Annotated in this window: 18 protein-coding genes and 1 riboswitch; of the genes, 4 read left to right on the forward strand and 14 right to left on the reverse strand. The window is 67.6% G+C overall.

Annotated features, from left to right (window positions below):
* Window position 1: 1 nt before the first annotated feature.
* From L0C60_RS00445 to L0C60_RS00475, 7 genes are all read right to left on the reverse strand, one after another.
* The gene (locus L0C60_RS00445) at window positions 2-745 is read right to left on the reverse strand and encodes a cobalt-precorrin-4/precorrin-4 C(11)-methyltransferase (protein WP_234508022.1); all 744 of its coding nucleotides are present in this window, start codon (window positions 743-745) and stop codon (window positions 2-4) included.
* On the reverse strand, window positions 742-1,407 hold the full coding sequence (locus L0C60_RS00450; protein ID WP_234508020.1) for a precorrin-2 C(20)-methyltransferase: 666 nt from the start codon (window positions 1,405-1,407) through the stop codon (window positions 742-744). Before L0C60_RS00450 ends, L0C60_RS00445 begins: the two co-directional genes overlap by 4 nt.
* A complete protein-coding gene (gene cbiE / locus L0C60_RS00455) occupies window positions 1,404-2,618 on the reverse strand; it encodes a precorrin-6y C5,15-methyltransferase (decarboxylating) subunit CbiE (protein ID WP_234508018.1) in 1,215 nt (404 codons plus the stop codon). Before cbiE ends, L0C60_RS00450 begins: the two co-directional genes overlap by 4 nt.
* Window positions 2,619-3,317: a precorrin-8X methylmutase gene (locus L0C60_RS00460; protein ID WP_234508016.1), complete on the reverse strand. Its 699-nt coding sequence runs from the start codon at window positions 3,315-3,317 to the stop codon at window positions 2,619-2,621.
* Window positions 3,310-4,410: a cobalt-precorrin-5B (C(1))-methyltransferase gene (locus tag L0C60_RS00465; protein ID WP_234508014.1), complete on the reverse strand. Its 1,101-nt coding sequence runs from the start codon at window positions 4,408-4,410 to the stop codon at window positions 3,310-3,312. Before L0C60_RS00465 ends, L0C60_RS00460 begins: the two co-directional genes overlap by 8 nt.
* Window positions 4,407-5,066: a HoxN/HupN/NixA family nickel/cobalt transporter gene (locus L0C60_RS00470; RefSeq protein WP_234508011.1), complete on the reverse strand. Its 660-nt coding sequence runs from the start codon at window positions 5,064-5,066 to the stop codon at window positions 4,407-4,409. Before L0C60_RS00470 ends, L0C60_RS00465 begins: the two co-directional genes overlap by 4 nt.
* Before the next feature lie 96 nt (window positions 5,067-5,162).
* A riboswitch (cobalamin riboswitch) is annotated at window positions 5,163-5,325 on the reverse strand.
* 22 nt (window positions 5,326-5,347) lie between these two features.
* On the reverse strand, window positions 5,348-5,890 hold the full coding sequence (locus L0C60_RS00475) for a histidine phosphatase family protein (protein ID WP_234508009.1): 543 nt from the start codon (window positions 5,888-5,890) through the stop codon (window positions 5,348-5,350).
* 34 nt (window positions 5,891-5,924) lie between these two features.
* Between L0C60_RS00475 and cobT the strand changes: the two genes are divergently transcribed.
* The 4 genes from cobT to L0C60_RS00495 are packed head-to-tail and all read left to right on the forward strand — an operon-like array spanning window position 5,925 to window position 9,492.
* The gene (gene cobT / locus L0C60_RS00480; protein ID WP_234508007.1) at window positions 5,925-6,935 is read left to right on the forward strand and encodes a nicotinate-nucleotide--dimethylbenzimidazole phosphoribosyltransferase; all 1,011 of its coding nucleotides are present in this window, start codon (window positions 5,925-5,927) and stop codon (window positions 6,933-6,935) included.
* A complete protein-coding gene (locus L0C60_RS00485; protein ID WP_234508005.1) occupies window positions 6,936-7,631 on the forward strand; it encodes an adenosylcobinamide-GDP ribazoletransferase in 696 nt (231 codons plus the stop codon). It begins immediately after the preceding gene.
* Entirely contained in the window at window positions 7,610-8,173 is a 564-nt protein-coding gene (cobO, locus tag L0C60_RS00490) for a cob(I)yrinic acid a,c-diamide adenosyltransferase (RefSeq protein WP_234508003.1), read from the forward strand. Before L0C60_RS00485 ends, cobO begins: the two co-directional genes overlap by 22 nt.
* Window positions 8,173-9,492, forward strand: coding sequence for a cobyrinic acid a,c-diamide synthase CobB (locus L0C60_RS00495; RefSeq protein WP_234508001.1), 1,320 nt, complete (start codon window positions 8,173-8,175; stop codon window positions 9,490-9,492). The genes cobO and L0C60_RS00495 overlap by 1 nt, the downstream gene beginning before the upstream one ends.
* A gap of 130 nt (window positions 9,493-9,622) precedes the next feature.
* Here the strand turns inward: L0C60_RS00495 and L0C60_RS00500 are convergent, their stop codons facing one another.
* From L0C60_RS00500 to L0C60_RS00530, 7 genes are all read right to left on the reverse strand, one after another.
* Window positions 9,623-12,901 (reverse strand): DUF499 domain-containing protein, encoded by a 3,279-nt coding sequence (locus L0C60_RS00500; protein ID WP_243092374.1) that lies wholly within the window; start codon window positions 12,899-12,901, stop codon window positions 9,623-9,625.
* Window positions 12,902-12,952: 51 nt separating this feature from the next.
* Window positions 12,953-13,513 (reverse strand): sigma-70 RNA polymerase sigma factor region 4 domain-containing protein, encoded by a 561-nt coding sequence (locus L0C60_RS00505; protein WP_071678255.1) that lies wholly within the window; start codon window positions 13,511-13,513, stop codon window positions 12,953-12,955.
* Window positions 13,514-13,516: 3 nt separating this feature from the next.
* A complete protein-coding gene (locus L0C60_RS00510) occupies window positions 13,517-13,897 on the reverse strand; it encodes a helix-turn-helix domain-containing protein (protein ID WP_243092375.1) in 381 nt (126 codons plus the stop codon).
* A 148-nt stretch (window positions 13,898-14,045) separates the two neighbouring features.
* The gene (locus tag L0C60_RS00515) at window positions 14,046-14,282 is read right to left on the reverse strand and encodes a hypothetical protein (RefSeq protein WP_243092376.1); all 237 of its coding nucleotides are present in this window, start codon (window positions 14,280-14,282) and stop codon (window positions 14,046-14,048) included.
* A gap of 84 nt (window positions 14,283-14,366) precedes the next feature.
* Window positions 14,367-17,201, reverse strand: coding sequence for a DUF1156 domain-containing protein (locus L0C60_RS00520; RefSeq protein ID WP_243092377.1), 2,835 nt, complete (start codon window positions 17,199-17,201; stop codon window positions 14,367-14,369).
* Complete coding sequence (locus L0C60_RS00525) at window positions 17,182-18,360, reverse strand: Fic family protein (RefSeq protein WP_243092378.1); 1,179 nt, start codon at window positions 18,358-18,360, stop codon at window positions 17,182-17,184. Before L0C60_RS00525 ends, L0C60_RS00520 begins: the two co-directional genes overlap by 20 nt.
* A gap of 63 nt (window positions 18,361-18,423) precedes the next feature.
* On the reverse strand, window positions 18,424-21,813 hold the full coding sequence (locus tag L0C60_RS00530) for a helicase-related protein (protein WP_243092379.1): 3,390 nt from the start codon (window positions 21,811-21,813) through the stop codon (window positions 18,424-18,426).
* Window positions 21,814-21,834: the final 21 nt, after the last annotated feature.

Raw genomic sequence — 21,834 nt, forward strand, 5'->3', positions numbered from 1 at the left:
TTCACCTCCTGTACCGGTGCCGGAAGTTCGGGTCGTAAAGCCGGCTTCGTACCCCCTTCGCCCGCAACGCTTCCCCCACCAGGAAGACGGTGGTGTCCCGGGCGGGGAGTTGGGCCAAGCCCGAAAGGTCGGTGAGCCCCACCTCTTCGCCCGCCTGACCCACCCTGTGCCCGAAGAGGACCGGGGTGTCCGGGGCTAGGCCCGCCTCCTGGAGTTCCCGGGCGAGCCTTTTGGGGTGCATGCCGGAGAGGTAGACCGCCAGGGTAAGGCCGGGTCGGGCGAGGCTTTTGGGGTCCTGCCCCGGGGGCATGGGGGTGCGCACCCCAAGCCGGGTGAAGGCCACCGCCTGGGCCACCTCGGGGGCGGTGAGGGCGAGGCCCGCCCGGGCCGCCAGGGCGAAGGCGGCGGTGACGCCGGGCACCACCTCCACCTCCACGCCCAGGGCCTCGAGGGCCTCCTTCTCCTCCAGGAGGGTGCCGTAAAGCCCCGGGTCCCCCGAGTGGAGCCGCACTACCCCTGAGCCCTGGGCTGCCTCCTGGGCCAGGAGGGTTGCGATCTCCTCCAGGACCATCCCTTTGGAGTCCCGTAGGACGGCCTTGGGCGCAAGCGCTTGGAGCGTCGCCTCGGGGAAGAGGCTCCCCGTGAAGAGGACGAAGCGGGCCTCCTTGAGGAGGCGCGCCCCCTTGACCGTGAGGAGCTCAGGGTCCCCCGGCCCCCCGCCTACCACGTGCACCACAGGCCTCATACCTCCTCCCGCCATAGCCCCACCAGGGTCCAGTAGTCCCTTTCCATTCCCAAGGCCTCCTCCAGGGGCAGAACCCGTTCCCCGTCCATCCCAAGCCGCAGGAAGGCGAAGCCCTTCCTGTCCGGGAAGGCTTCCTTTAGTCCCGGTAGGTCCTTGGCCTTGTAGACGAAGACGCTCTGGAAGCGGTCTAGCCCCTTGGGTTCCACTCCCTTGAGCCCCGTGACCGCGGCGAAGCCTCCTTCCCCCAAGGCGATGGGCCGCAGGATGCGGGAGGCCGCCAGTTGGTGGGCGCTGATGCCGGGGACGGCCTCCACCGCTATGCCCTCCAGGTGGGGGAGGAGGTTGAGGGGGGAGGCGTAGAGGAGGCTATCTCCTAGGACCAGGTACCCGCCCTCCCCGTGGCGGGCGAGGGCCTCCCGGATGATCTCCGCCGCTTGCCTGCGCGCCCGCTGGCGGGCCTCGGGGTCGTGGCCCGTGAAGAGGGGCAGGGGGACGAGGGGCTTGCCGGGGGGGATGTGGGGCCGGGCCGCCCTGAGGGCCAAGGGCTCCCGCCCCTCCTCCTCCGGGTAGAAGAGGACGGGAAGCCTCTGGATGAGACGGAGGGCCTTGAGGGTCACGAGCTCGGGGTCCCCAGGGCCCACGCCGAGAAGGTAGAGCCTCATGCCCCCTCCTTTGTGGCGGCGAGGAGGACCGTGGGGTTTTGCGCCTCCAGGCGGCGGTAGGGCCCGAGGGGCACCACCCGGCTCGCCTGCACCTGCACCCCCTCCACCTGCAGGCCCGCTTCCCGGAAGAAGGCGTAGGCTTCCAGGAGGTTTTCCAGGGTGATGGCCGCCACCACGAGCCTGCCTCCGGGCCTTAAGGCCCGCAGGCTTTCCGCCAGTATTTCCCGCATCTCTCCCCCGCTTCCCCCCACGAAGACGGCGTGGGGGGCGGGGAGGCCCTTCAGGGCCCCGGGGGCCTCCCCCCGCACCAGGACGAGGTTGTGGGCTCCGAAGCGGCGGGCGTTCTCCTCAATGTGGGGCCAGGACTCGGGGTTTCGCTCCACGGCGTAGACCTGCCCCCAGGGGGCGAGGCGCGCCGCCTCAATCCCCACGCTCCCCGTGCCCGCCCCGACGTCCCAGAGGATGCCGTCCGGGGGTAAGGCGAGGAGGCCCAGGGCCAGGAGGCGCACCTCCCGCTTGGTGATGAGGCCCCGCTTGGGAACCCGTTGCTCAAAGGCCTCGTCGGGGAGGAAGCCCAGGCGGGGAGGGAGGGGGCCTTGGGCCTCGAGGACGAGCACGTTGGGGTCCAGGAAGCTCTCCCGGGCCACGGCCTCCAGGTCCGGGAAGCTCCGCACCCGCTCGTCTTCCTCCCCGAGCCTTTCCGCCACGTGGGCCCGAAAGGGCCCCGCCCCCATGGCGAGGAGGGCTTCCGCCACCCGGGCGGGGGTGTTCTCGGGGTCGGTGTAGATCACGGAGAGGGGGGAGAGGGCCACTTCCAGGAGCACACCCCCGAGGGGCCTCCCGTGGAGGGAGAAGAAGCGGGCCTCGTCCCAAGGGCGCTTGAGCCGGGCGAAGGCCTCCTGGAAGGCGGTGGGGGCGGGGTGGACCTCCGCCTCGGGGAAGCGCTCCAACACCCTCTTCCCGATGCCGTGGAAGAGGGGGTCCCCGGAGGCCAGGAAGGCCACCCTCTTCCCCGCCTGGACCCGCTCCGCCGCCCGGTCCAAAAGGGCCTCCAGGGGTCCTTTCACCGCCAGTTTTTCCCCCGGGTGCTCGGGGAACTGGGCCAGGTGCCTAGCCCCTCCCACGAGCACCTCCGCCTCTGCCACCCGCCGCAGGGCGAGGAGGCTAAGCCCCTCCCGCCCCCGCGCCCCCATGCCGATGAGGTAGACCATCTAGCCCTCCCGGTGGGCCCTGGAGGTGTCCACGCCTCCGTCCGCCGCCAGGCGCAGGAGGGCGTGGAGGGCGGCCACCACCAGGGTGGACCCTCCCTTCCGCCCCTCGGTGACGATCCAGGGGACGGGGGCCTCCGTGAGGGCCCGCTTGGCCTCGAGGACGTTCACGAACCCCACGGGCATCCCCAGAACCAGGGCGGGCCGCGCCCCTCGCCTTATCGCCTCCACCAGGGCCAGGAGGAAGGTGGGGGCGTTCCCCACCCCCACGATGCTCCCCTCCAGAAGCCCCTTTTCCTCCGCGTAGGCCACGGCGGCCTCCGCCCGGGTGCCCCCCGTGGCCTGGGCCCTCCCTATCACCTCGGGGTGGGAAAGGAGTTCCACCACCTCGTTCCCAAAAAGCCGGAGGCGCTCAGGGTTGAGGCCGCAGGCGATCATGCGGGCGTCCACCAAGATCCTCGCTCCCTCCTGGAGGGCTTTAAGACCGGCCTCCACCGCCCCCGGGCTAAAGCGGGTGATTTCCTTGTACTCAAAGTCGGCGGTGGCGTGGATCATGCGGCGCACGATGGGCCATTCCAGGGGGGAGAAGCGGTGGGGGCCCGCCTCGAGGTCCACCAGGCGGAAGCTTTCCTCCTCTATGGCCCTGCCCTTGGCTGTCATCTGGTGGGTGGGGTTTTTCCGCTGCTGGATCAGGTCATCCACGGTACACCTCCCGGTCTGGCCAGGCGGCGAGGCACCGGCCCTCGTCAAAGTCCGTGAGGGCCACGCTCACGAAGGGCCTGGGGCCGATATAGGCCTGGAGCTTCTCCTGAGCTAGCCGCACCAGATCTAAGAAGAAGCGGTCAAGCCCTTCCTCTAGGGCGAGCTCAAAGAAACGCCGGGCGGTGGCGGCCCCTTCCGCCTCCTTGAGCGCCCTGGGGCTCGCCCCCGCCTCCTTGAGGAGGCCGAGGAGCATGGGTAGGTTCACCTCGCCTCCCGCCGCGTGGGTCATGGTCTTGCCGTCGGCCATCTTGGAGATCTTTCCGATCATCCCCACGATGCGCACCACCTCAATCCCCACCTTCCGCGCCGCCCGGAGCACATCCCCCACGAAGTCTCCCATCTCAATGAAGGCCATCTCGGGCAGGTGGGGAAGGAGCCTCTGGGCGAAGCGCTCGCTTTTGCCCCCGGTGGTGGCGGCGATTTCCAGGAGGCCGTTGGCCCGGGCTACGCCCACCGCCTGGACCACGCTCATGCGAAAGGCGCTGGTGGAGTAGGGCTTCACCACCCCCGTGGTGCCCAGGACCGATAGCCCCCCGAGGATGCCAAGGCGTGGGTTTAGGGTCTTTCGCGCCAGCTCCTCCCCCCCCGGAATGGCGATGGTGATGGCGAGGGGCCTTTCCGTCACCTCCCGCACCGCCTCCCAGATCATCTGCCGGGGCACGGGGTTGATGGCCGCCTCCCCCACGGGCACCCCGAGCCCGGGCCGGGTCACCACCCCTACCCCTTCGCCCCCTTCCAACCGGTCCTCGCTGGCGAACCGCACGTAGGCCTGGATCTCTGCCCCGTGGGTCACGTCGGGGTCGTCCCCGGCGTCCTTGATCATCCCCACCAGGACCCCGTCCCCTTTTGGCTCCAGGCGGAAGACCCGGAAGGGTTGCCGCCAGCCGGCGGGAAGCCAGATGTCCACCACCTCGGGGGCCTGCCCCAGGAGGGCTAAGGTGGCCGCCTTGGCGGCGGCCGCGGCGTTCGCCCCCGTGGTGAAGCCGATGCGGCTTCCCTTCTTGTCCCGGGGTGGGGGGTAGGGGTGGCTCATGCGGGGCGCAGGGCGTACAGCCGGAGGGAGACGAGGAACCCGAAGAGGCCTAGGCCCAGGGGGAGGGCGAGGGCCTCGAGGTCCACCGCCAAAAGCTCCGCCAAGGCCAGGAGGAGGGCCATACCCACCACCACCCAGCCAAGCCCACGGCTCGCCCTGCGGGCCCTCTCCGAGTCCTGGGCTAGGTGCTGGAGGCGGCTTGCCAGGAGGCCGTCCACCCCGTCCACCAGGAGCATCCCCAGGGTGAAGAAGAAACCCAGGCGCAGGGGGGAGAGCTCCGCGGAGAGGGCCAGGGCGGAGAGCTGGCTTGCCGTTTCAAACCCCAAGCCGAAGAGGAGGCCCAGGAGAAGGGGGTGGAGGAAAGGGAGGCGGTTTGGGGCCCTCTCCTCGGGCCTGAGGAGCCGGTAGAGGTTGAGGCCGGCCACCAGGAGGAGGAGGAGGGTGGGGAGGTGGAGGGCCTCGAGGTCCACCCTTTCCAGGAGGGCGGCGGCGGGGAAGGCCAAGAGGGTCACGATGGCGCCGTGCCCCAAGGCAAAGAGGACGCCGTTATAGGGGGAAGGGCGCACCCGGGAGAGCCCGTCCACCGCCGCCAGGTGGTCGGGATCCACCCCGTGGCGCATGCCCAGGGCCACGGCCAGGAGCTCCAGCCCCGTCATGGGGCACCCCTACCTTGGGGGGATACCGCCTTTCCTTTCACTTGGGAACGCCTTTTTCTCGTCATCCTTGCCTCCTTTCGCCCCTGCTCGGGGGCAGGTGAGGCGCGCGCTAGGGCGGGTATTCGGGCTTCCGGCCACGACGTGGGGTCTAACGCATGGGCCGGTTACCGTTGCGGCACAGCGCCGGACTTTCACCGGTCTTCCCCCTTTTCCGCCCCAAGACATCCGGGCCTTGGGGCACCCTAGCCGCACGGGCCCCGCTAGGGGGCTTGCCCTAGGTTTTACTCCTCTTCCCGCCCCCCGTCAACCGCTGGGGGGGCTATCCGCCCCAGGACCCTCCTCGGCCAGTCCACCACCACGGCGCTTCCCGGGAGGACGAGGCCGTCCTCCCCCAAAGCCCGGAGCACCGCCCGCACCACCCCCCCGTGGGTGAAGAGGAGGGCGGGTGCCCTAAGGGTTTCCAGGAAGCGAAACACCCGCTCCTGGAAGGCCTCCAGGGTCTCTCCCCCAGGGGGATGGAAGCCCTGGAACCGGAGGAGGGCTTCCTTGTGGAGGGGGTCTAGGCTTTCCCAAGGGGCTCCCTCCAGGGCCCCGAAGTGGATCTCCCTAAGCGCCCGGGTGGGCTCGGGGGTAAACCCCGCCAGGGCCGCTGTTTCCAGGGCCCGCCGCAGGTCGGAGCTATGGGCGGGGAGGGGAGGGAGGAGCCCTTTAAGGGCTCTCGCCTGTTCCCGCCCAAGGGAGGTTAAGGGGAGGTCGGTCCAGCCGAGAAGCCTCCCCTCCCGGTTCCAAAGGGTTTCCCCGTGCCGCACGAGCCAGAGCTCCATGGGTAGAGTTTACGCTTTTGGTATAGTGGGGGCCATGCGGCGGGAGGTTTTGGAAGAAGCCCAAAGGCGCATGGAGGACCTCACCAAGCCGCCCCGCTCCTTGGGGTACCTGGAGGAGGTGGCGGTGCGCCTGGCGGCCATCCAGGGCCGGGTGAAGCCGGAACTGGGCCAGGGAGCGGTGGTGGTGGCGGCGGCGGACCACGGGGTGGCGGCGGAAGGGGTTTCCGCCTACCCCCAGGAGGTCACGCGGCAGATGGTCCTCAACTTCCTCCGGGGCGGGGCCGCCATCAACCAGTTCGCCCTGGCCGCCCACTGCGAGGTCTACGTCCTGGACGTGGGGGTCATGGGGGAGCTCCCCGACCACCCCCGCCTCCTCAAGCGCAAGGTGCGGGAGGGCACCCGCAACCTGGCCCTCGAGCCCGCCCTCACCCGGGAGGAGGCGGAAAGGGCCCTCGAGGCGGGCCGGGAGGCGGCCAGGCGGGCTTTAGCGGAAGGGGCCACCCTCCTCGCCGCCGGGGACATGGGCATTGCCAACACCACGGCGGCCGCTGCCCTCACCGCCGGGCTTCTGGGCCTTTCCCCGGAGAAGGTGGTGGGCCGGGGGACGGGGGTGGGAGAGGAGGGCCTCAAGCGGAAACGGGAGGCGGTGGGGAGGGCCCTCGCCCGCCTGCGGCCCGGGCTTGACCCCTTGGGGGTGGCGGCGGAGGTGGGGGGGCTTGAGCTCATCGCCATCGCCGGGGTGTACCTGGAGGGGTACGCCCAAGGGGTTCCCCTGGTCCTGGACGGCTTCCCCGTGACCGCCGGGGCCCTTTTGGCCTGGAAGCTGGAGCCGGGGATAAGGGACCACTTCTTCGCCGGCCACCTCTCCCGGGAGCCCGGGCACCGGTACCTCTTGGAGGCCTTGGGCCTCAGGCCCCTCCTGGACCTGGACCTGGCCCTGGGGGAGGGGACGGGGGCGGTCCTGGCCATGCCCCTCCTCCGCGCCGCCGCCCGCATCCTCCACATGGCCACCTTCGCCGAGGCGGGGGTTTCCCGGGGCGGGTAGGTGTTTCGGGCCCTTTTGGCCGCCTTCTCCCTCCTTTCCGTCCTCCCCGTGGCCCGGGCGCTGGAGGGGGAGGACTTTCGCCGGGCCTCCGCCTTCTTCCCCCTGGTGGGCTACGCCCTGGGGGCTTGCCTCGCCCTCCTCGCCTTCCTCCCCCTCCCCCCGGGCCTCCTCGCCGCCCTCCAGGTGGCCCTCCTCCTGGGGCTCACGGGCCTCCTGCACCTGGACGGGCTCCTGGACGCCGCCGATGCGCTTCTCGGTTCCCGGCCTCGGGAGGAGAGGCTTCGCATCCTCAAGGACCCCCACCTGGGCCCCTTCGCCTTCGGGGTGGGGGGGCTCTACCTCCTCCTCCTCTGGCAGGGCCTGGCCTCGGCACGGGACCCCCTTTTCCTCCTCCTCTTTCCCGGGTTCGCCCGCTTCGCCTTCTTGCCCTTCCTCCACCTTTACCCCCTCCTGGGCCCGGGGATGGCAGCCATGGTGCGGGGGGGGCCGTGGGGGGTGGCCTTTCTCCTCGCCCTGCCTTTCCCCCTCCTCTTCCCCCTTTCCGCCCTCGCCGCCCTCCTCGCCGCCTTCGGCGTGGGAAGGCTCGCCCTGGCCCGGCTTGGGGGGGTAAACGGGGACATCCTGGGGGCCATGATCGCCCTGGGGGAGCTAGCTTCCCTGCTAACCTATGCCCTATGGAAGAGCCTCGCCGGGTGAAGCCCTACGCCAAGCCCCAAGGGGAGAGGAGGGGTCTCCTCCTGGTCTACACCGGGGACGGCAAGGGCAAGAGCACCGCCGCCTTCGGCCTCGCCCTCAGGGCCCACGGGCGGGGCCTGAGGGTGCGGGTCTTCCAGTTTGTCAAGCACGCCACCGCCCGCTTTGGGGAGCACCGGGCCTTCGCCCGGCTCGGCATCCCCATAGAGGGCCTCGGGGATGGTTTCACGTGGAAAAGCCGGGACCTCGAGGCCTCTGCCCGCCTGGCCCAGGAGGGGTGGCAAAGGGCCAAGGAGGCCCTCCTCTCGGGGGCGTACGACCTGGTGGTCCTGGACGAGGCCACCTATCCCTTGCGCTACGGGTGGATCGCCTTGGAGGAGTTCCTGGAGGCCCTCAAGGGACGCCCGCCCCACGTGCACGTGGTGGTCACGGGCAGGGGGGCGCCCGAGGCCCTCTTGGACCTGGCGGACACGGTGACGGAGATGCGCAAGGTGAAGCACGCCTTTGACCAGGGCGTCCCGGCCCAGAGGGGGATAGAGCACTGATGCGCCTCCTCCTTGCGGCTCCCCACTCGGGCGCGGGCAAGACCACGTTTTCCCTCGCCCTGGCCTTGGCCCTGAGGGAGCGGGGCCTGAAGGTCCAGGCCTTCAAGGTGGGCCCCGACTACATAGACCCCACCCACCTCGAGGCCGCCACCGGCCGCCGCCCCTACAACCTGGACGGCTTCTTCCTGGACGAGGAGGGCCTCCGCTCCCTCTTCCGCCACGGGGCGAGGGGGGCGGATTTCGCCCTGGTGGAGGGGGTGATGGGGCTTTTTGACGGGAAGGACCCCTTGGGGCGGGTGGGGTCCACGGCCCAGGTGGCGCGCCTCCTGGGCCTGCCCGTGGCCCTGGTGGTGGACGCTAAGGGGATGGCGGGCTCCATCGCCGCCCTGGTGCGGGGCTTCCGCGACCACGACCCCGAGGTGCGCCTCGTGGGGGTCTTCGCCAACCGGGTGGGTTCCGAGCGCCATGCGGAGCTCCTCCGGGAGGCCCTCGCCCCCTTGGGCCTTCCCCTCTTGGGCTGGCTCCCCCAGGACCCCGCCCTGGCCCTGCCCGAACGGCACCTGGGCTTGGTCCTCGCCGGGGAGGTGGCCCCGCCCCTGGAGGCCCTGCGGCGGGCCTTCCGGGTGGACCTCGAGGCCACCCTTCGCCTGGCCCAGGCCGCCCCGCCCCTCCCCGAGGCCAAGCCCTTCCTCCCAAAGAGGCGTCCTCCCCGGGCCCGGGTAGCCTACGCCTGGGACCGGGCCTTCCGCTTCTATTACCCCGAGGCCTTGGAGCTTTTGGAGGCCCTGGGGGCCGAGCTCATCCCCTTTAGCCCCCTGGAGGACGAGGCCCTTCCCCAAGCGGACGCCCTCCTCCTCGGGGGTGGCTACCCGGAGCTTTTCGCCGAGCGGCTTTCCGCCAACGGGGCCATGCGGGAGGCCATCCGCCGCTTTCCCGGGCCCGTGGTGGCGGAGTGCGGGGGGTACATGTACCTCTCCCAGGGGCTTTGGGTGGGGGAAAGCTTCTACCCCATGGTGGGCCTGGTCCCCGGGGAGGCCCGGATGGCGGATAGGCCCGTCCTGGGCTACCGGGAGGTGGAGGCCCTCCGGGATAACCCCCTGGCCCTTAGGGGAGAGGTGTTTAGGGGCCACGAGTTCCACTACGCCCGCCTTCCCCAGTCCCCAAGCCCCGCTTGGCGCCGGGTGGGGGGAGAGGAGGTGGAGGGGTACACGGACGGCAGGGTGCTGGCGAGCTTCGTGCACCTCTACCTTCCCGCTCGGCCTGAAGGGGCGAAGCGGCTCTTGGCAAGGGCCCGTGTGGAGGGTGGAGGGCTCGCTTAGACCTACCCCCTGTTGGGGTAGAGGATGGGAGCCAGAGGAGTTCGGTTTCCCGCCCGTTTCCTGCGGGGCCGCCTAGGCGTCCTCGTTGAAGGAAAGCCCCGGCCCCAGGTTGGCGGGGGTGGGGCCGGGGCTAGTCTTCCAGGCTGTAATCGTGGCTGATGTGGGGGCTATTCTCCCGCAAAACCCGTTGGAGTTCCTTGGAAAAGCCCTCCTCGGCCTCCGCCTGCACCTCGAGGACCACCCTCACCCGCACCCCGGGCTCCCCCGCCAGGTGGCGGACAATCTCTTCGGCCAAGAGGCTCGCGTCCCTTACCAGGTTGGCGGGGCGCACTTCCTTTTTGAGGTAGTAGCGGCGGGGTTTGGGCCCGGGAAAGGGGAAGGGGGGTTCCCCACTAGGAGCTGTAGGGGGGCCTTTTATATCGTCTCGCCCTCCCTCCGCAGGGTCCTTTGGTGCCTTCTCCTCTGGCTCTTCTGCCTTTTTCCGCAAGCCCTCGGCCCGCTCTCGCTCCAGAAGATACCCGGAGAGGTTAGGCGTGACGGGTTCCCGAAGGAAAACCCTGGCCCCCTCCCCAGGCCTTTCGGTGTAGCCGAAAAGCCCCTCCCGAACACCTTTTTCCACGGCACCCAGGAGGACCGCTTCATCCTTGAGCTTGGGCAGGTAGGGGTAGGTGGCGAAGGCTTCCCAAAGCCACCCTAAGGGTAGTTCCTGGCCTCTGGCGGCGAAAAAGCCGTAGTTTTTCAGTGTTTCTTCCAGGAACGAGGGATGCCATTCCGTGTAGACCAAGCCTTCGTTCTTCGCCTTGGCCGCCGCCCGTTCCAGGGGTTTGCCGCTACCCAGAAGGCGGATGGCGCTCATCTCCAGTTGGGGGGCCTTGGGGTCGGGTTGGTGGAAGGCCAGGAGGTGGCGGTAGGCCTCCTCTAGGCGCAGGTCTAGCGTTTCGCTGGCCTCCTTGACCCGGGCTTCCACCTGGCGCACGTCCGCCTGGCCCAGGTTAAGCCGCTCCCTGTCCTCGAGGATGGACCGCCAGGCCAGGTAGCGGCGGCTCGCCTCCATCAGGTCTGGTACCGCGGTGGCATCGGGGGCGAGGAAGAGGAGGGTGTTCCGGTAAAGCCTTTGGGCCTGGCCCCGGCGCTCCAGGATTTCCCGGGCGAGCCGCTCCGCCTCGGAGTTCTCCTTGCTGTAGGGAGCGGTGGGGGGCAGGACCACCAGGCGCAAAGCGGGCTCGTCGGGCACGTCCCCGCTTCCCGAGGGGGCGGCGTGGACGGCTGCGAAGAGGGGGGGACGGGTCCTGGCCCAGGCCTGAAGCCGGGCCACGATTTCCGCCATCGCCTCGTGCTCTTCCAGGGAGGCCATCCGGTCTTGGGCCAGGCGGTTCAGGCTTGGGCGGGTTTCAAACCAGTAGCGGTCCCCCTCGGCGTGGAAGTAGGTGAGGCGGTCCGAAAGGGCCTTTAGGGCATCGGTGAAGAGGGAGGGGCTTTCGCCGGGCTGGGCTACCCCTAGCTTTACCCGCACCCCCTGCACGCCCTTGGGGCGGTGGGCCTGGCCGGGGCTTGCGGCGGCGGGGGCGGTGGCGAGGAAGACCGCCCGGGCTACCCTGCGGGCGGCGTGGTGGCGGGCCAGGGCAGGGCGCTCCCGCTCCAAGATCAGGGCTTTGGCGTTGGGGCCATCTATGTCGGCGTCCACCACCTGGTCAAAGCCTTCCTGGTAGCGGGAGAGGTGGCGGACCAGCTCGTACCGGGGCCCCCCGGCGTCCAGGGGCAGGTTGCCGGGGAGGATGAGGAGGGAGGGGTCGCCTCGGGTCCAGAGGGTGTGGACCACGAAGGCCATGAGGCGGAGGACCCCCCGGGTGCGTTGGAAGCCCTCGAGGGTGGACCAGTCCTCGTAGAGGCGGTCAAAGAGCTCGGGGTGGATGGGATAGGCCGCCTTCATCCGGCGCTCGTAGTTGGGATCCAGGACCTCGCTGGGGAACTCGCCCTTGTTTTCCTGGTAGTAGCGCATGAACTCCCGCACCACGGCGTCCCGCTGGCGGTAGCCCTCCTCCGAAAGGGGAAGGAAGAGGCGGCGGCGGACGATCTCGTAGGCTTCGTCCTGGGTGGCGGGCTGCCAAACCGACTCCAGCCTTCCCACCACGTTTTGCAGGCGAATAAGGGCTTCCCGCCCTCCGCTTCCCCCCACCTCCATGTCGGAAGCGGGCAGGGAGGCCACCACCAGGGTGCGGGGGCTTCGCTTAGCGGCTTCCGTGAGGGCCTGGGCGAAGGTGAGGTTTTGGTCAAAGGTGCCGGCGGGCAGGTCCGTTTCCCCGTAGAGGTTGCGGAGAAAGGCCACCCACTCGTCAATGAGGATGAGGGCCGGGGCGTAGCGGTCAAAGAGCGCTTTTAGGACGTCCGAACCCGGGGCTACCCCCTTCCGGTCCTCCTCCTCCACCATGCGGTAGCCCTCCACGCCCCCGAGCTGGTAGGCGATTTCTCCCCAAAGGGTGCGCACCTCCAGCCCCTCGGGCTTGGGGTGGGTGCGGGCGGGGCTAAAGGCGGTGCCCACGAAGACGGCCCGGCGGGCCACAGGCACCTGGGCGATGTCCGCCTCGGCCAGGAGGTCTTCCAACCCCGGCACCTCCTTCGGGTTCACCCTTCCACCGAAGAGGTGGTAAAGGGCCAGCATGGAGTGGGTCTTGCCGCCCCCGAAGGCGGTTTGGAGTTCCACCACCGGGTCGCCCCCTGCGCCGGAAAGCCGCTTGAGGGCGCTTTGGAGAAGGCGGGATAACCCTTTGGTCAGGTAGGTGCGGCGGAAGAACTCCTCGGGGTCGCCGTACTCGGGCCCGGCCTCGCCCTTGTGCACCTGGGCTAGGTCGGCGGCGAACTCCGCTTCGCTATAGCGGCCCGAGGCCACGTCGGGGTGGGGGGTAACCACCTCCCGCCAGGGGGGAAGGCCTCTATGGGCCAGAACCTGGATGGGTTCGCTGGCCCGCCGTTCCGCTTCCCGCCGGGCGTCCTCCTCGTAGCGCCGCCTGAGGAGCTCGCGGGCCATGCGATCGGTTTCCCGGGCTTCGTCGGCGGCGATCATCTCCAGAAGGCGGGTGATGGAGTCCAGGGCCCGGTGGGCGTCCTCGAGGCTAAAGGCGTTCTGGTGGCCCCAGCGGTTGCGCACCTCTATGAGCTCCTTGACCAAGGTCCGGCCCCAGCGGCCAAGCTTCTCGTCAAAGACCTCGGTCCAGCGGTGGTCCATGAGCTTGAGGAGGGCTTGGGCGTCGGGGTCTTGGAGGGAGTAGCGGTCCCCCCGCAAGACCTCGGCCATCTCCTTGGCCCAGTCGTCCCCGTACACCCGGCGGTACTCCCGCTCCACAAAGGGCCTGAGGCCAGCCTTGAGGAGGTCCAGCCCCCGCCCTACGATTTCGCGGTTGCTGAGCGCCATAGTAAAAGCATATCGGCCAGGAGGAGGCGCCCCTGGCCAAACGACCTTGTCTCAAAACTTAAGTGCAGGAAGCACGAGGCGTGGGAGGCCCATCTGACTGGTTAGGAAGTCCACGTAAAAGCGCAGGTACGGCCAGAGGTTTACGGGCAGGTTCCGTTGGCTAAACGTTTGGAAGAAAGAGGCATCGGGGAACACGCCGCTTTGGTAGCTGGCCGCCACGCGGAGCCTGAGAAAGCCAAAGGTGCCAAGGGAGTCCTGAAAGTCCAGCTGGAGCTCCAAACCGGCCCTAAACCCGTCCTTTATTTTCTCCGGCCCGAAGGGCTCGGAACGGCCGAAAACGGGTTGCAGAGGTGCGCCTTTCTGCGGAGGGCGTTCCAGCTTAGCTTGGACCTCTAGGAGCTCCACGGATAGGATTTCTAGCCCCTCAATAAAGCGGCTATAGGCCTTGGGGTCTGCCTTCCCTTCGGATGGGGGGCTCTTGACCTGGAGAAGCCCTGCTCTGCGCAGGGTGCTATAGACCCGTTGATAGGTAAGCCCCAGCTCCTTGGCGATTTCCGAAACGCTCTTCCCTTGTTGGTAGAGGTTTCGGATGGTTTCCGATTTGTTAGCCATAGCTTAAGCGGCGCAGGTCCTGATGGGCGTTTCGTCCCAGGAAAGGGAAAGGGGGCTGATGTCCACGTTGGTCCAACCTGCGGCGGTGGACTCCAAAGGCTCATCCGGGGAGAGGCTGTAGCGGGCGAGAACCTCTCCGTTCTCGTCCGCAAACTCAAGCCGCAAGGAAAGGCCCAAAGCCAGGGCGTACCGGGCCAGGGTTTCCAAGGTGAGGGAAAGCCCCCCGGTAGTCTCCAGCTGGCTCACGCGGCTGCGGGACACCCCAAGGCGCTTGGCTAGCTTCTCTTGTGTGAGCCCCCGCTTCTCCCGCAAGTGGACCAAAAGCTCAGGCAGTTCCTCTTCCAAAACCTCCCGGTAGAGCCGCCGCTCCTCAGGGTCCTGCATGGAATCCCTGAAGTAATCTGCAAAGTTCGTGCCCCTAGGCATATTTAGTTCACCTCTTCCCTGTAGGCCTGGACAACAAGATCCAAAAGTCTTTCGTCGGGCCGGTTCTCATTTTTGAGTTCTCCGGCCACGACCAAAAAGGTGGAGCCTAGCCGAAGAAAATGCGCATGGCGCCTTCCTGGGTGCGTTTGCGAAGCTCGTGAATCAGCACGCCCTCACGGCGGAAGGATTTGACCCTTGGTGGCCGCATCTCGTCGGTACCAAGCTCCTGAAGCTCGCTAAGAAGGCGCATGGCTAGCGGGTGGAGGTGGGAGCGAAAGCGCTTCAGTTCCTCAAGCCACTCGCGAAAAGGTTCGCGCCCTTTGGGGTCTTGGTAGAAGACCACCTGGTATCGCCCCACCTCACACCCCCATGTTATTACCCCCAAGATAGTTAGTCAAGGCTAACCTCCGTGCCATCCTCGGCTCCTCTAGCCAAAAAGTCTTTCCTGGACCCCCTTACGCTTTGCGGCCTCCAGCGCCAGGTGTCCGTAGCTTCCCGCCAGCAGGTTGAAGTTCAGGGCGTCTTCCGCACGGCCTTTGCGTTCGGCAATCTGGTAAAGCCGGTAGGCGAGGGCCCTCGCCCCCTCGGCCAGGTGGCCGGGAAGCTGGGCGAGGAGGCTTGCGGCGGCGCTTTCCCCGGCCTTAGCCAAGAGGCGAATGAGGTGGTGGGCCGCCTCCCAGGCGGAGGGGCGCTTGTCGGCGCTGGGGTTCCAGTCCTCGGGGTACTCCTCGGGGCGGAAAAGGCGCACCTTGCCCCCCCTAGCTAGGAGGATGCCCCCCTCCATCAGGCCCGCCACGGCCACGTTCTTGGCCTTGGCTAGGGTTTCGGCGTCCCCGTAGGGGCCTTCCTCGTAGCCGTACTGCTCGTACCAGGCGATGGCGAAGCGGGTATCGGGGTCCAGCTCCGCTTCTTCCTCGGCCAGGAACTCGTCCAGGACCTGGTTTATGAGGGCCAGGGCTTCCCGCACGGAAAGGGGGCGGCCATCCGGCTCCAAAACGGCGGCGTAGCGGCTGAAGACGGCCATGCCCGGCCCGATGGCGCTTTGGGCCAGGTCCACAGGGGGAATGCTCCCTTGGGTGAGCTCTTTTAGGGCGGCGGGAAGCTCTTGGCGCAAGGCCCGGAGGAAGTCCTGCCGGGTGGCCTTGGGAGCCCCTTCGGGGCGTGGGCGGCAAACCAACACGATGGAGGAGGCCAAAGCGTTAGACCCCTGGCCCCGGGGGCGGTTGGCCCGTTCCGTGCGCATGGGCCAGGTGGCGGTTATCTGGAAGCCCTCGTCCACCAGGCCTTGTAGGAAGCTTTCCCAGCCGGTGGAGGCCACCTGGGGAGTATCCTCCGTTTCCTCCTCCTCTTCCTCCACTTCCTGTTGCTTGAAGGCGTAGTAGAGGCTTAGGGGGTAGTCGGGGTGGGCCTTGGTGCGGAGATTGCGGAAGACCTGGCGCATACCCTCCTCAAAGCGGCGCTTGGCGGCCTCCTTGCCCCCGTGGCGGTAGGGGTCGGCGATAAGCTCTTCCTCCTTGGGCACCAGGAGGGTGCGGAAGAGATCCGGGTAGGTGTCCTTCAGGGTCTTGCGAAGCCAAACGTAGAAGAAGTCGGAAAGATCGGCGTAAGGGACGTTGTCGTAGTAAGGGGGGTCCGTGGAGATGAGGGGTGAGGAGGGAACGCCGTTGACCGAGTCCGTGGCGTTCACCTGCCGGGCCTGGCCAGGGGGGTGGGCGGGAAGAGCTTCCAGACACTCCGCGACCCATTCCACCGCATCCAAAAAGTTGCGGGTGGAACTTGAAAAGGGGTTTATTTCGGCAAAGTCCCATAGCATTGGTAAAGCTTGACGGCTGAAAGCGCCGGCGACTTTGTCGCCGGCGCTTTGCCATCTTGATAGAACATTTGAGCTTTCAGCTAAGCGGTCTACAGCCAGAGCTAGATAAACCCCTATGGCGTCTGTGTACGCCCTGGCACCCCGCCCACCTTGGGCTAGGGGTACGCCGTCGTCGGGTAGGCCCGCCTTTAGGGCGTCCTGGTAGGCCCTTTCCCTCGCCGCGGCTATAAGTTCGGCGAAGGTGGTGAGGGCCACCAGCTGGCGGGGGGTGAAGAGCTGCGAAAATGACGTCATTCCGTACACAGCAGGGGTCATATGACGACTATTCGGAGTTAATGGAAACTCGGGTGCCCAAGCGGGCTTTGCCTTTTTCGCTACCTCCTCGTGCTCGGGCAGTGGGGAGTGGTAGCTCCGGCCCCCTTGCCCCTCGGCCACGATGGCCATGAGCCGTGCTCCAAGGCGCCCCGCTTTCCCCTCCTGGCGCACGTGCTCTAGGGGGATGGGGCTTCCGCAGACCAGGCAAACCCCTCCCTTTCGGCTTATGGTGCCCTCCACGGGGGGTTTCCCCGTGCGCTCCACACGGAAGCGAATGCCCTCCGGTGCCCGCTCGGGGACTACGAAGGCTTCCTTGCCCTTCTTCTTGGAAAGCCAAAAGGAGCGGGCCAAGGGGGCTTCCGCCCGGCACCCGGGGTTGGGGCAGGTCACGGTCCGGGCCCAAATCCAGGCGATAACCGGCTTGCCCTCCACCTCGGGGTAGAGGTGCCCGATGCGCCTCTTGGCCTCCTCGCGCATCCAGGCCCCGTAATGGCGCACATCCCAAGCGAGGCCCTGGGCGCCAAAGAAGCGGTCGCTGGCCGTGGCCTCCTTCCGGTACTCGGGGTTCATGGGGGGCAGACCCGCAAACCGGGCCGGGATTTCCAAAAGGGCCTTGTTGAGGAGGACGGCCACCGGGTTCAGGTCGCCGGCGTGGGCGGAAAGGCCCAGGCGCTGGGCCTCTAGGGGTATGGTGCCGCCCCCGGCGAAAGGGTCCAGCACGGGCGGGGCTTGGCGAAGGAGGGCCTCTATGGCGGGGCGGTCCTCCTTGGAGGCGGGAGGGGCTTGGCCTAGGCTTCGGGCCAGGCTCTTGGCGATTTCGTACTGGGCCTCGGCGATAACGCCCTGGCCCGGGTTCAGGGCCTCTTGGGGATTTTTGACGTTATCCCAGTTTACCAGACGCTCCAGGAGCTCAAAGAGCCTTTCCCGCTCCTGCTGGGCCTCCTCGGGGGGAAGGTGGACCCCGGGGTCGTCCACCAGGCTGGCGAAGAGGACGGCTCGGGCGGCGGCCAGGGGCCGCCTGGCCCACCACAGGTGCAGGGTGGAGGGGTGGCCATGGCGGATGGACTTTTCCCGGCTCGCCTCCCGGTTGATGGCCTCGAGGGGTAGGGCGACCTCAATGAGCTTCTTCGGCATGGCTGGGCTCCTCCAGGGTTTGCAGGATTTCCCGGGCGCCGTAAAGGCGGTTGCGCCGGGCCTGGCTTAGGGGCGTGAGTATACCGTCTTCCACAAGCCTCCCTATTAGGCGCATGGCCCAGGCGTGGGTTACCTCTAAACGTTCCCGCACGATGGACGCCGTAAGTACGGGCTGCTCAAAGAGAAGGTCAATCAGGGCTAAGAGGTGCGCGCTCCCGCCCTTGTCCTGATAGATTTGCCGCCAGTTTTGACGGAGGGCTATGAGTCGCTGGGCCTTTTGGGTGGCGTCCTTCGCCTCGGTTTTTACACCTTTGAGGAAGAAGACAATCCATGACATCCAGTCTCCTGTCTGGCTAACGCGCAGAAGGAGATCGTAATACTGGCTCCTATGACGCTCAAAATAGGCGGAGAGGTACAAGGCCGGCTCGGGCAAAAGGTTCCGCTCCAAGAGCATCAGGGTAATCAGGAGGCGACCAATGCGGCCGTTGCCGTCCAGGAAAGGGTGTATAGCCTCAAACTGGTAGTGTACCAGGGCTATCTCCACCAGGGGGGGTAGCCCATGGTCGCTGTGCCAGAAACGCTCCAAGGCGTCTAGGGCTTCCAGCATGGGGCCTGGAGGGGGGGGCACGTAACGAGCTTCAGCCAGGGTACACCCTGGCGGGCCAATCCAATTTTGCGCCCGCCGAAACTCACCTGGCGCCCGGTTTTGGCCCCGCACCCCTTGTAGGAGAACGGCCTGCATCTCCTTGAGGAGGCGCAGGGAAAGGGGAAGTTCCTTTAGGAGCGCCCTCCCTCGTTCTAGGGCACGAATGTAGTTGAGGACCTCTTGGGCATCCTCGCGTAGATTTGGGTTGGGGAAAAGGGGGGCCTGGGCCTCCATGGCGTAAACGTCTACTAGGCTCGCCTGGGTGCCCTCAATCCGAGATGAGAGTACGGCTTCCTTGCGGATGAAAGGCCGAATGAAAAGGTAAGGGTTAGGTAACGTGTGCAGTAAGCCCGCAAGCTCACCAAGGTTGCCCCTAGCCTCGTCCAGGAGACGTACTAAAGGGGGTGTCCACTCCAATGGAGGTGGCAAGGGGTCAGGGACGAAGGCATAGGCGCCTTGACCAATGGAAACGAGCCTGCCCGGGGATCTTGGCGAAAAGGCTTCGGGGCGCATGGGTCTTATGATACTAGACCCCCCTCTTTGTATAACAAGCTTGGAGCTTGTTATACGAGCGTATCATTTCCCCGCCTCTACCACCCGCACCGCCCGGGCCAGGACCTGCTTGAGGTCGTAGGACACATTGGTGGCGGCGAAGTCGGGCTCACCCATGAAGGGAGGGACGTAGTGGATGCGCAAGGCCCTCTGCCCAGCCGTTTCCACCACCACCAGGTACCAGTTTTCCCGCTTGTTGAGGGCGGTGAGGATCTGGGTGCGGGAGAGGGTGACCACTTCTGAGCCGGGGCCCTTGGCCTTCACCTCCAGGAGGCGCAGGTGCCCGTCCGGGGTGCGGGACTCCACGTCGTAGCCCGGGTAGCCTGGGGGCATCTCCTCCGGCTCGTGCCCCATGCTTCGCTCGGCCCAAAGGACCGCCTCCACGGCGATGCGCTCCAGGTGTTGGCGGACGTCTTCCTCAGGGGCTTGCAGGGCCTGGGAGAAGGGCGGCACCACCAGGATGGCCTGGGAGAGCCGAGGGGGGAGGGAGCGCAGGTGGCGGGCTTTTTCCAACTCCTCCTCCCTTCGGCGTAGCCGCTCCCGCAACTCATCCGCCATGCGCCGGAACGCTTCCGCCCGGCCGGCAGCGCCAGCTTTCCCCTTTTGGGCCCGCTCGTGTTCTTCATGGGCCCGCTGGTCCAAGTGGTAGATTTCCGACAAGAGCCTATCCTTCACCGCCTTTAGCGTGCGGTCCACCTCCACCTGGCGGAAGCGGCGAACCTCTTCCAGGTGCTTGCGGGCAAGGTGGCCTGCGGCGTACGCCTCGGCCTTCTCCAAGAGGGAGGCAAGGTCAAACTTCTCCAGGAGGGACAAGGCGTTCTCCCGCTCCTCCTCCGAGGCCGGGCGCAGGTCCAGGTAAGGGGCGGGGCCTTCTTCTCGCACCTCGCCCCCTGGGGTCAGGCTCAGGTAGAGGAAGCGGCGGGATACGGGCCCCTTGGCGTCCTGCACCTCGTGCTCCAAGGCCAGGATGAGGCGGGGGGTGGTGGCGTTTTCGTCCACCAGGACGGTGCCCCGCTCCAGGTACCCGCCCCACTCGGCCAAGGCGGCGTCCAGGAGGGCCTCGAGGAGGGGATGCCCCGGGGTGAGGAAGTCGGCCACGGGCTTTCCGGGCCAGGCCACCTGGTCCTTGTGGAAGGTCACCCGGGTGTAGCTCCGCAGGATCCCGGGCCGGGCCTGGCGCACCCGTGCCGGGACGAAGCTCACCTCCATCCGGGCCCCCTCCCGGCGGTGGACGGTGCCCCCCAAGCGGGTGAGGGCCTCCTGGAAGAAGCTGGAGAGGTAGTGAGGCTGAAGCTTTCTGGCCTCGGCCCGCTCCATCGCCAGCCTGAGTTCCGTCAGGCGCTTGGGGTCCAAGACCTCGGAGGCCAAGGCGTTTTGGAGGAGGGCTTCCAGCCGTTTGAGGTCCACGGCCCCTTCCACTTTTTGGAAAAGGCGGGCCCGCACCTCCGGGTCCTCCCCGTAGCGGATGGCCTCCAGGAGGAGTTCCCAAAGGGGCTTTTCCTGGAAGAGCTTGCCCAGGACATCAAAGACCTTGCCCCCCAAGGCCGTGCTCGCCTCCTCCAGTTTGCGCAGGAGGCGTAGGTAGACCTCGCCTTCCCGGGTGTTTGCCGCCACCAGGTTCCACATGTGGCAGACCTCGGTCTGCCCGATGCGGTGGATGCGGCCAAAGCGTTGCTCCAGGCGGGCCGGGTTCCAAGGCAGGTCGTAGTTGATGAGGAGGTGGGCCTGTTGGAGGTTCACCCCTTCCCCAGCGGCGTCCGTGGCGATGAGGATGAGGGCTTCCCGGTCCTGGGTGAAGCGGGCCTGCCGCAGGCGGCGCTCCTCCCGGGAAAGCCCCCCGTGGATGCTCACGAGGGCCTCGGGACGGCCCAGGTAGCGGGCGAGCCTCTTTTCCAGGTAGTCCAGGGTGTCCTTGTGTTCCGTAAAGAGGATGAGCTTGTGCCCCCGGATGCGGTCGGTTTCCAGGAGGCTTCTAAGCTCCTGCCACTTGCGGTCCTGTTCCTCCCTGAGAAGGGCTTGGGCCATGGCCTCCAGGCGCTTGAGGGTAGCGATTTCCATCTCCAGCTCGGCCAGGGTGCGGGCGGCGGTGGCCTGGTCCAGGACCGCAGGAGCCCCTTCCAGCTCCTCGCTGGGGAACTCCTCCAGCTCCTCCAGGTCCTCCTCCTCCAGGACTGGGAACCGCAGGGCGAGACCCTGCTTCACCTCTTCCCGGCGGGCCTCGAGGCGCTTCCGGCGCCGGCTTAGGGAGCGGGCGATGGCCAGGGGGCTGCTGGCCAGGCGGCGCTGGAGCAGGGTGAGGGCGAAGCCCACGGTGCGGCGCTGCCCTTCCTCCAGCGCTTCGGCCCGGTTCATCTCCTCCCGGACGTAGGCGGTCACCGCCTCGTAGAGCTCCATCTCCTGGGGGGAGAGGGCGTAGCCCACGGTGTAGGCTCGCCGCTCGGGGAAGAGGGGGGTGCCGTCAAAGCGGACCAGGTCTTCCTTCTGTCGCCTTAGCCAAAGCCCTTCGGTGTTCAAGGCGGGGCTATTGGGCCGAGGCTTGCCCCTAAAGCGGTCGGGATCCAAAAGGGAGAGGAAAAGCCGGAAGTCCTCCTCCTTTCCCCGGTGGGGGGTGGCGGTGAGGAGGAGGAAGTGGCGGGCCTTTTCGGAGAGGCGCTCGCCCAGGCGGTACCGGCGCGTGGCCTTGACCTCGAGGCCGTAGTAGGTGGCGGCCATCTTGTGGGCCTCGTCCACCACCACCAGGTCCCAGTCCACCTCGAGGGCCTTTTCCGCCACCTCGGGAAAGCGGGCCAGCTGGTCCATGCGGGCGATCCAGTAGCCGTGCTCCCGGAAAGGGTTCTCGCGGGCGGTTTCCAGGCGTTGGCGGGAGAGGACCTCAAACGGCAGGCGGAACTTTTCCCAAAGCTCTTCCTGCCACTGCAAGACCAAGGCCCCCGGGGCCACCACGAGGGCCCGCTCCAAAGCCCCCCGTAGGGCCAGTTCCCGCATGAAGAGCCCCGCCATGATGGTCTTCCCCGCTCCCGGGTCGTCGGCGAGGAGGAAGCGCAAGGGGTTTTTGGGGAGCATGTGGCCATAAACCGCCTCTATCTGGTGGGGCAAGGGCTCCACCAGGGAGCTGTGGACGGCCATGAAGGGGTCAAAGAGGTAGGCCAGGCGGATCCGCTTGGCCTCCGCCGCCAGGCGGAAGAGGTCCCCGGGGGCGTCTAGGGGGAAGCGGGGCGCCTCCTCCACCACGAGCTGGGCGAGGTCCTCGGGGTAGAGGAGGGCCTCGCCCAGCTCGCCTTGGGCGTTGCGGTAGGTGATCTGCAGGGCGCCCTCGAGGGGGCGCACGTGCTCCACATGAACGCTTTCCCCGGGCACCAGTCCCTTAAGGCGATGCCCAGGACGCACCCTGTGGAGGAGGGGAATGGGATCCACGGGTTTAGTTTAGCCCAAGTT

Source organism: Thermus hydrothermalis (assembly GCF_022760925.1).
Taxonomy (GTDB): Bacteria; Deinococcota; Deinococci; order Deinococcales; family Thermaceae; genus Thermus; species Thermus hydrothermalis.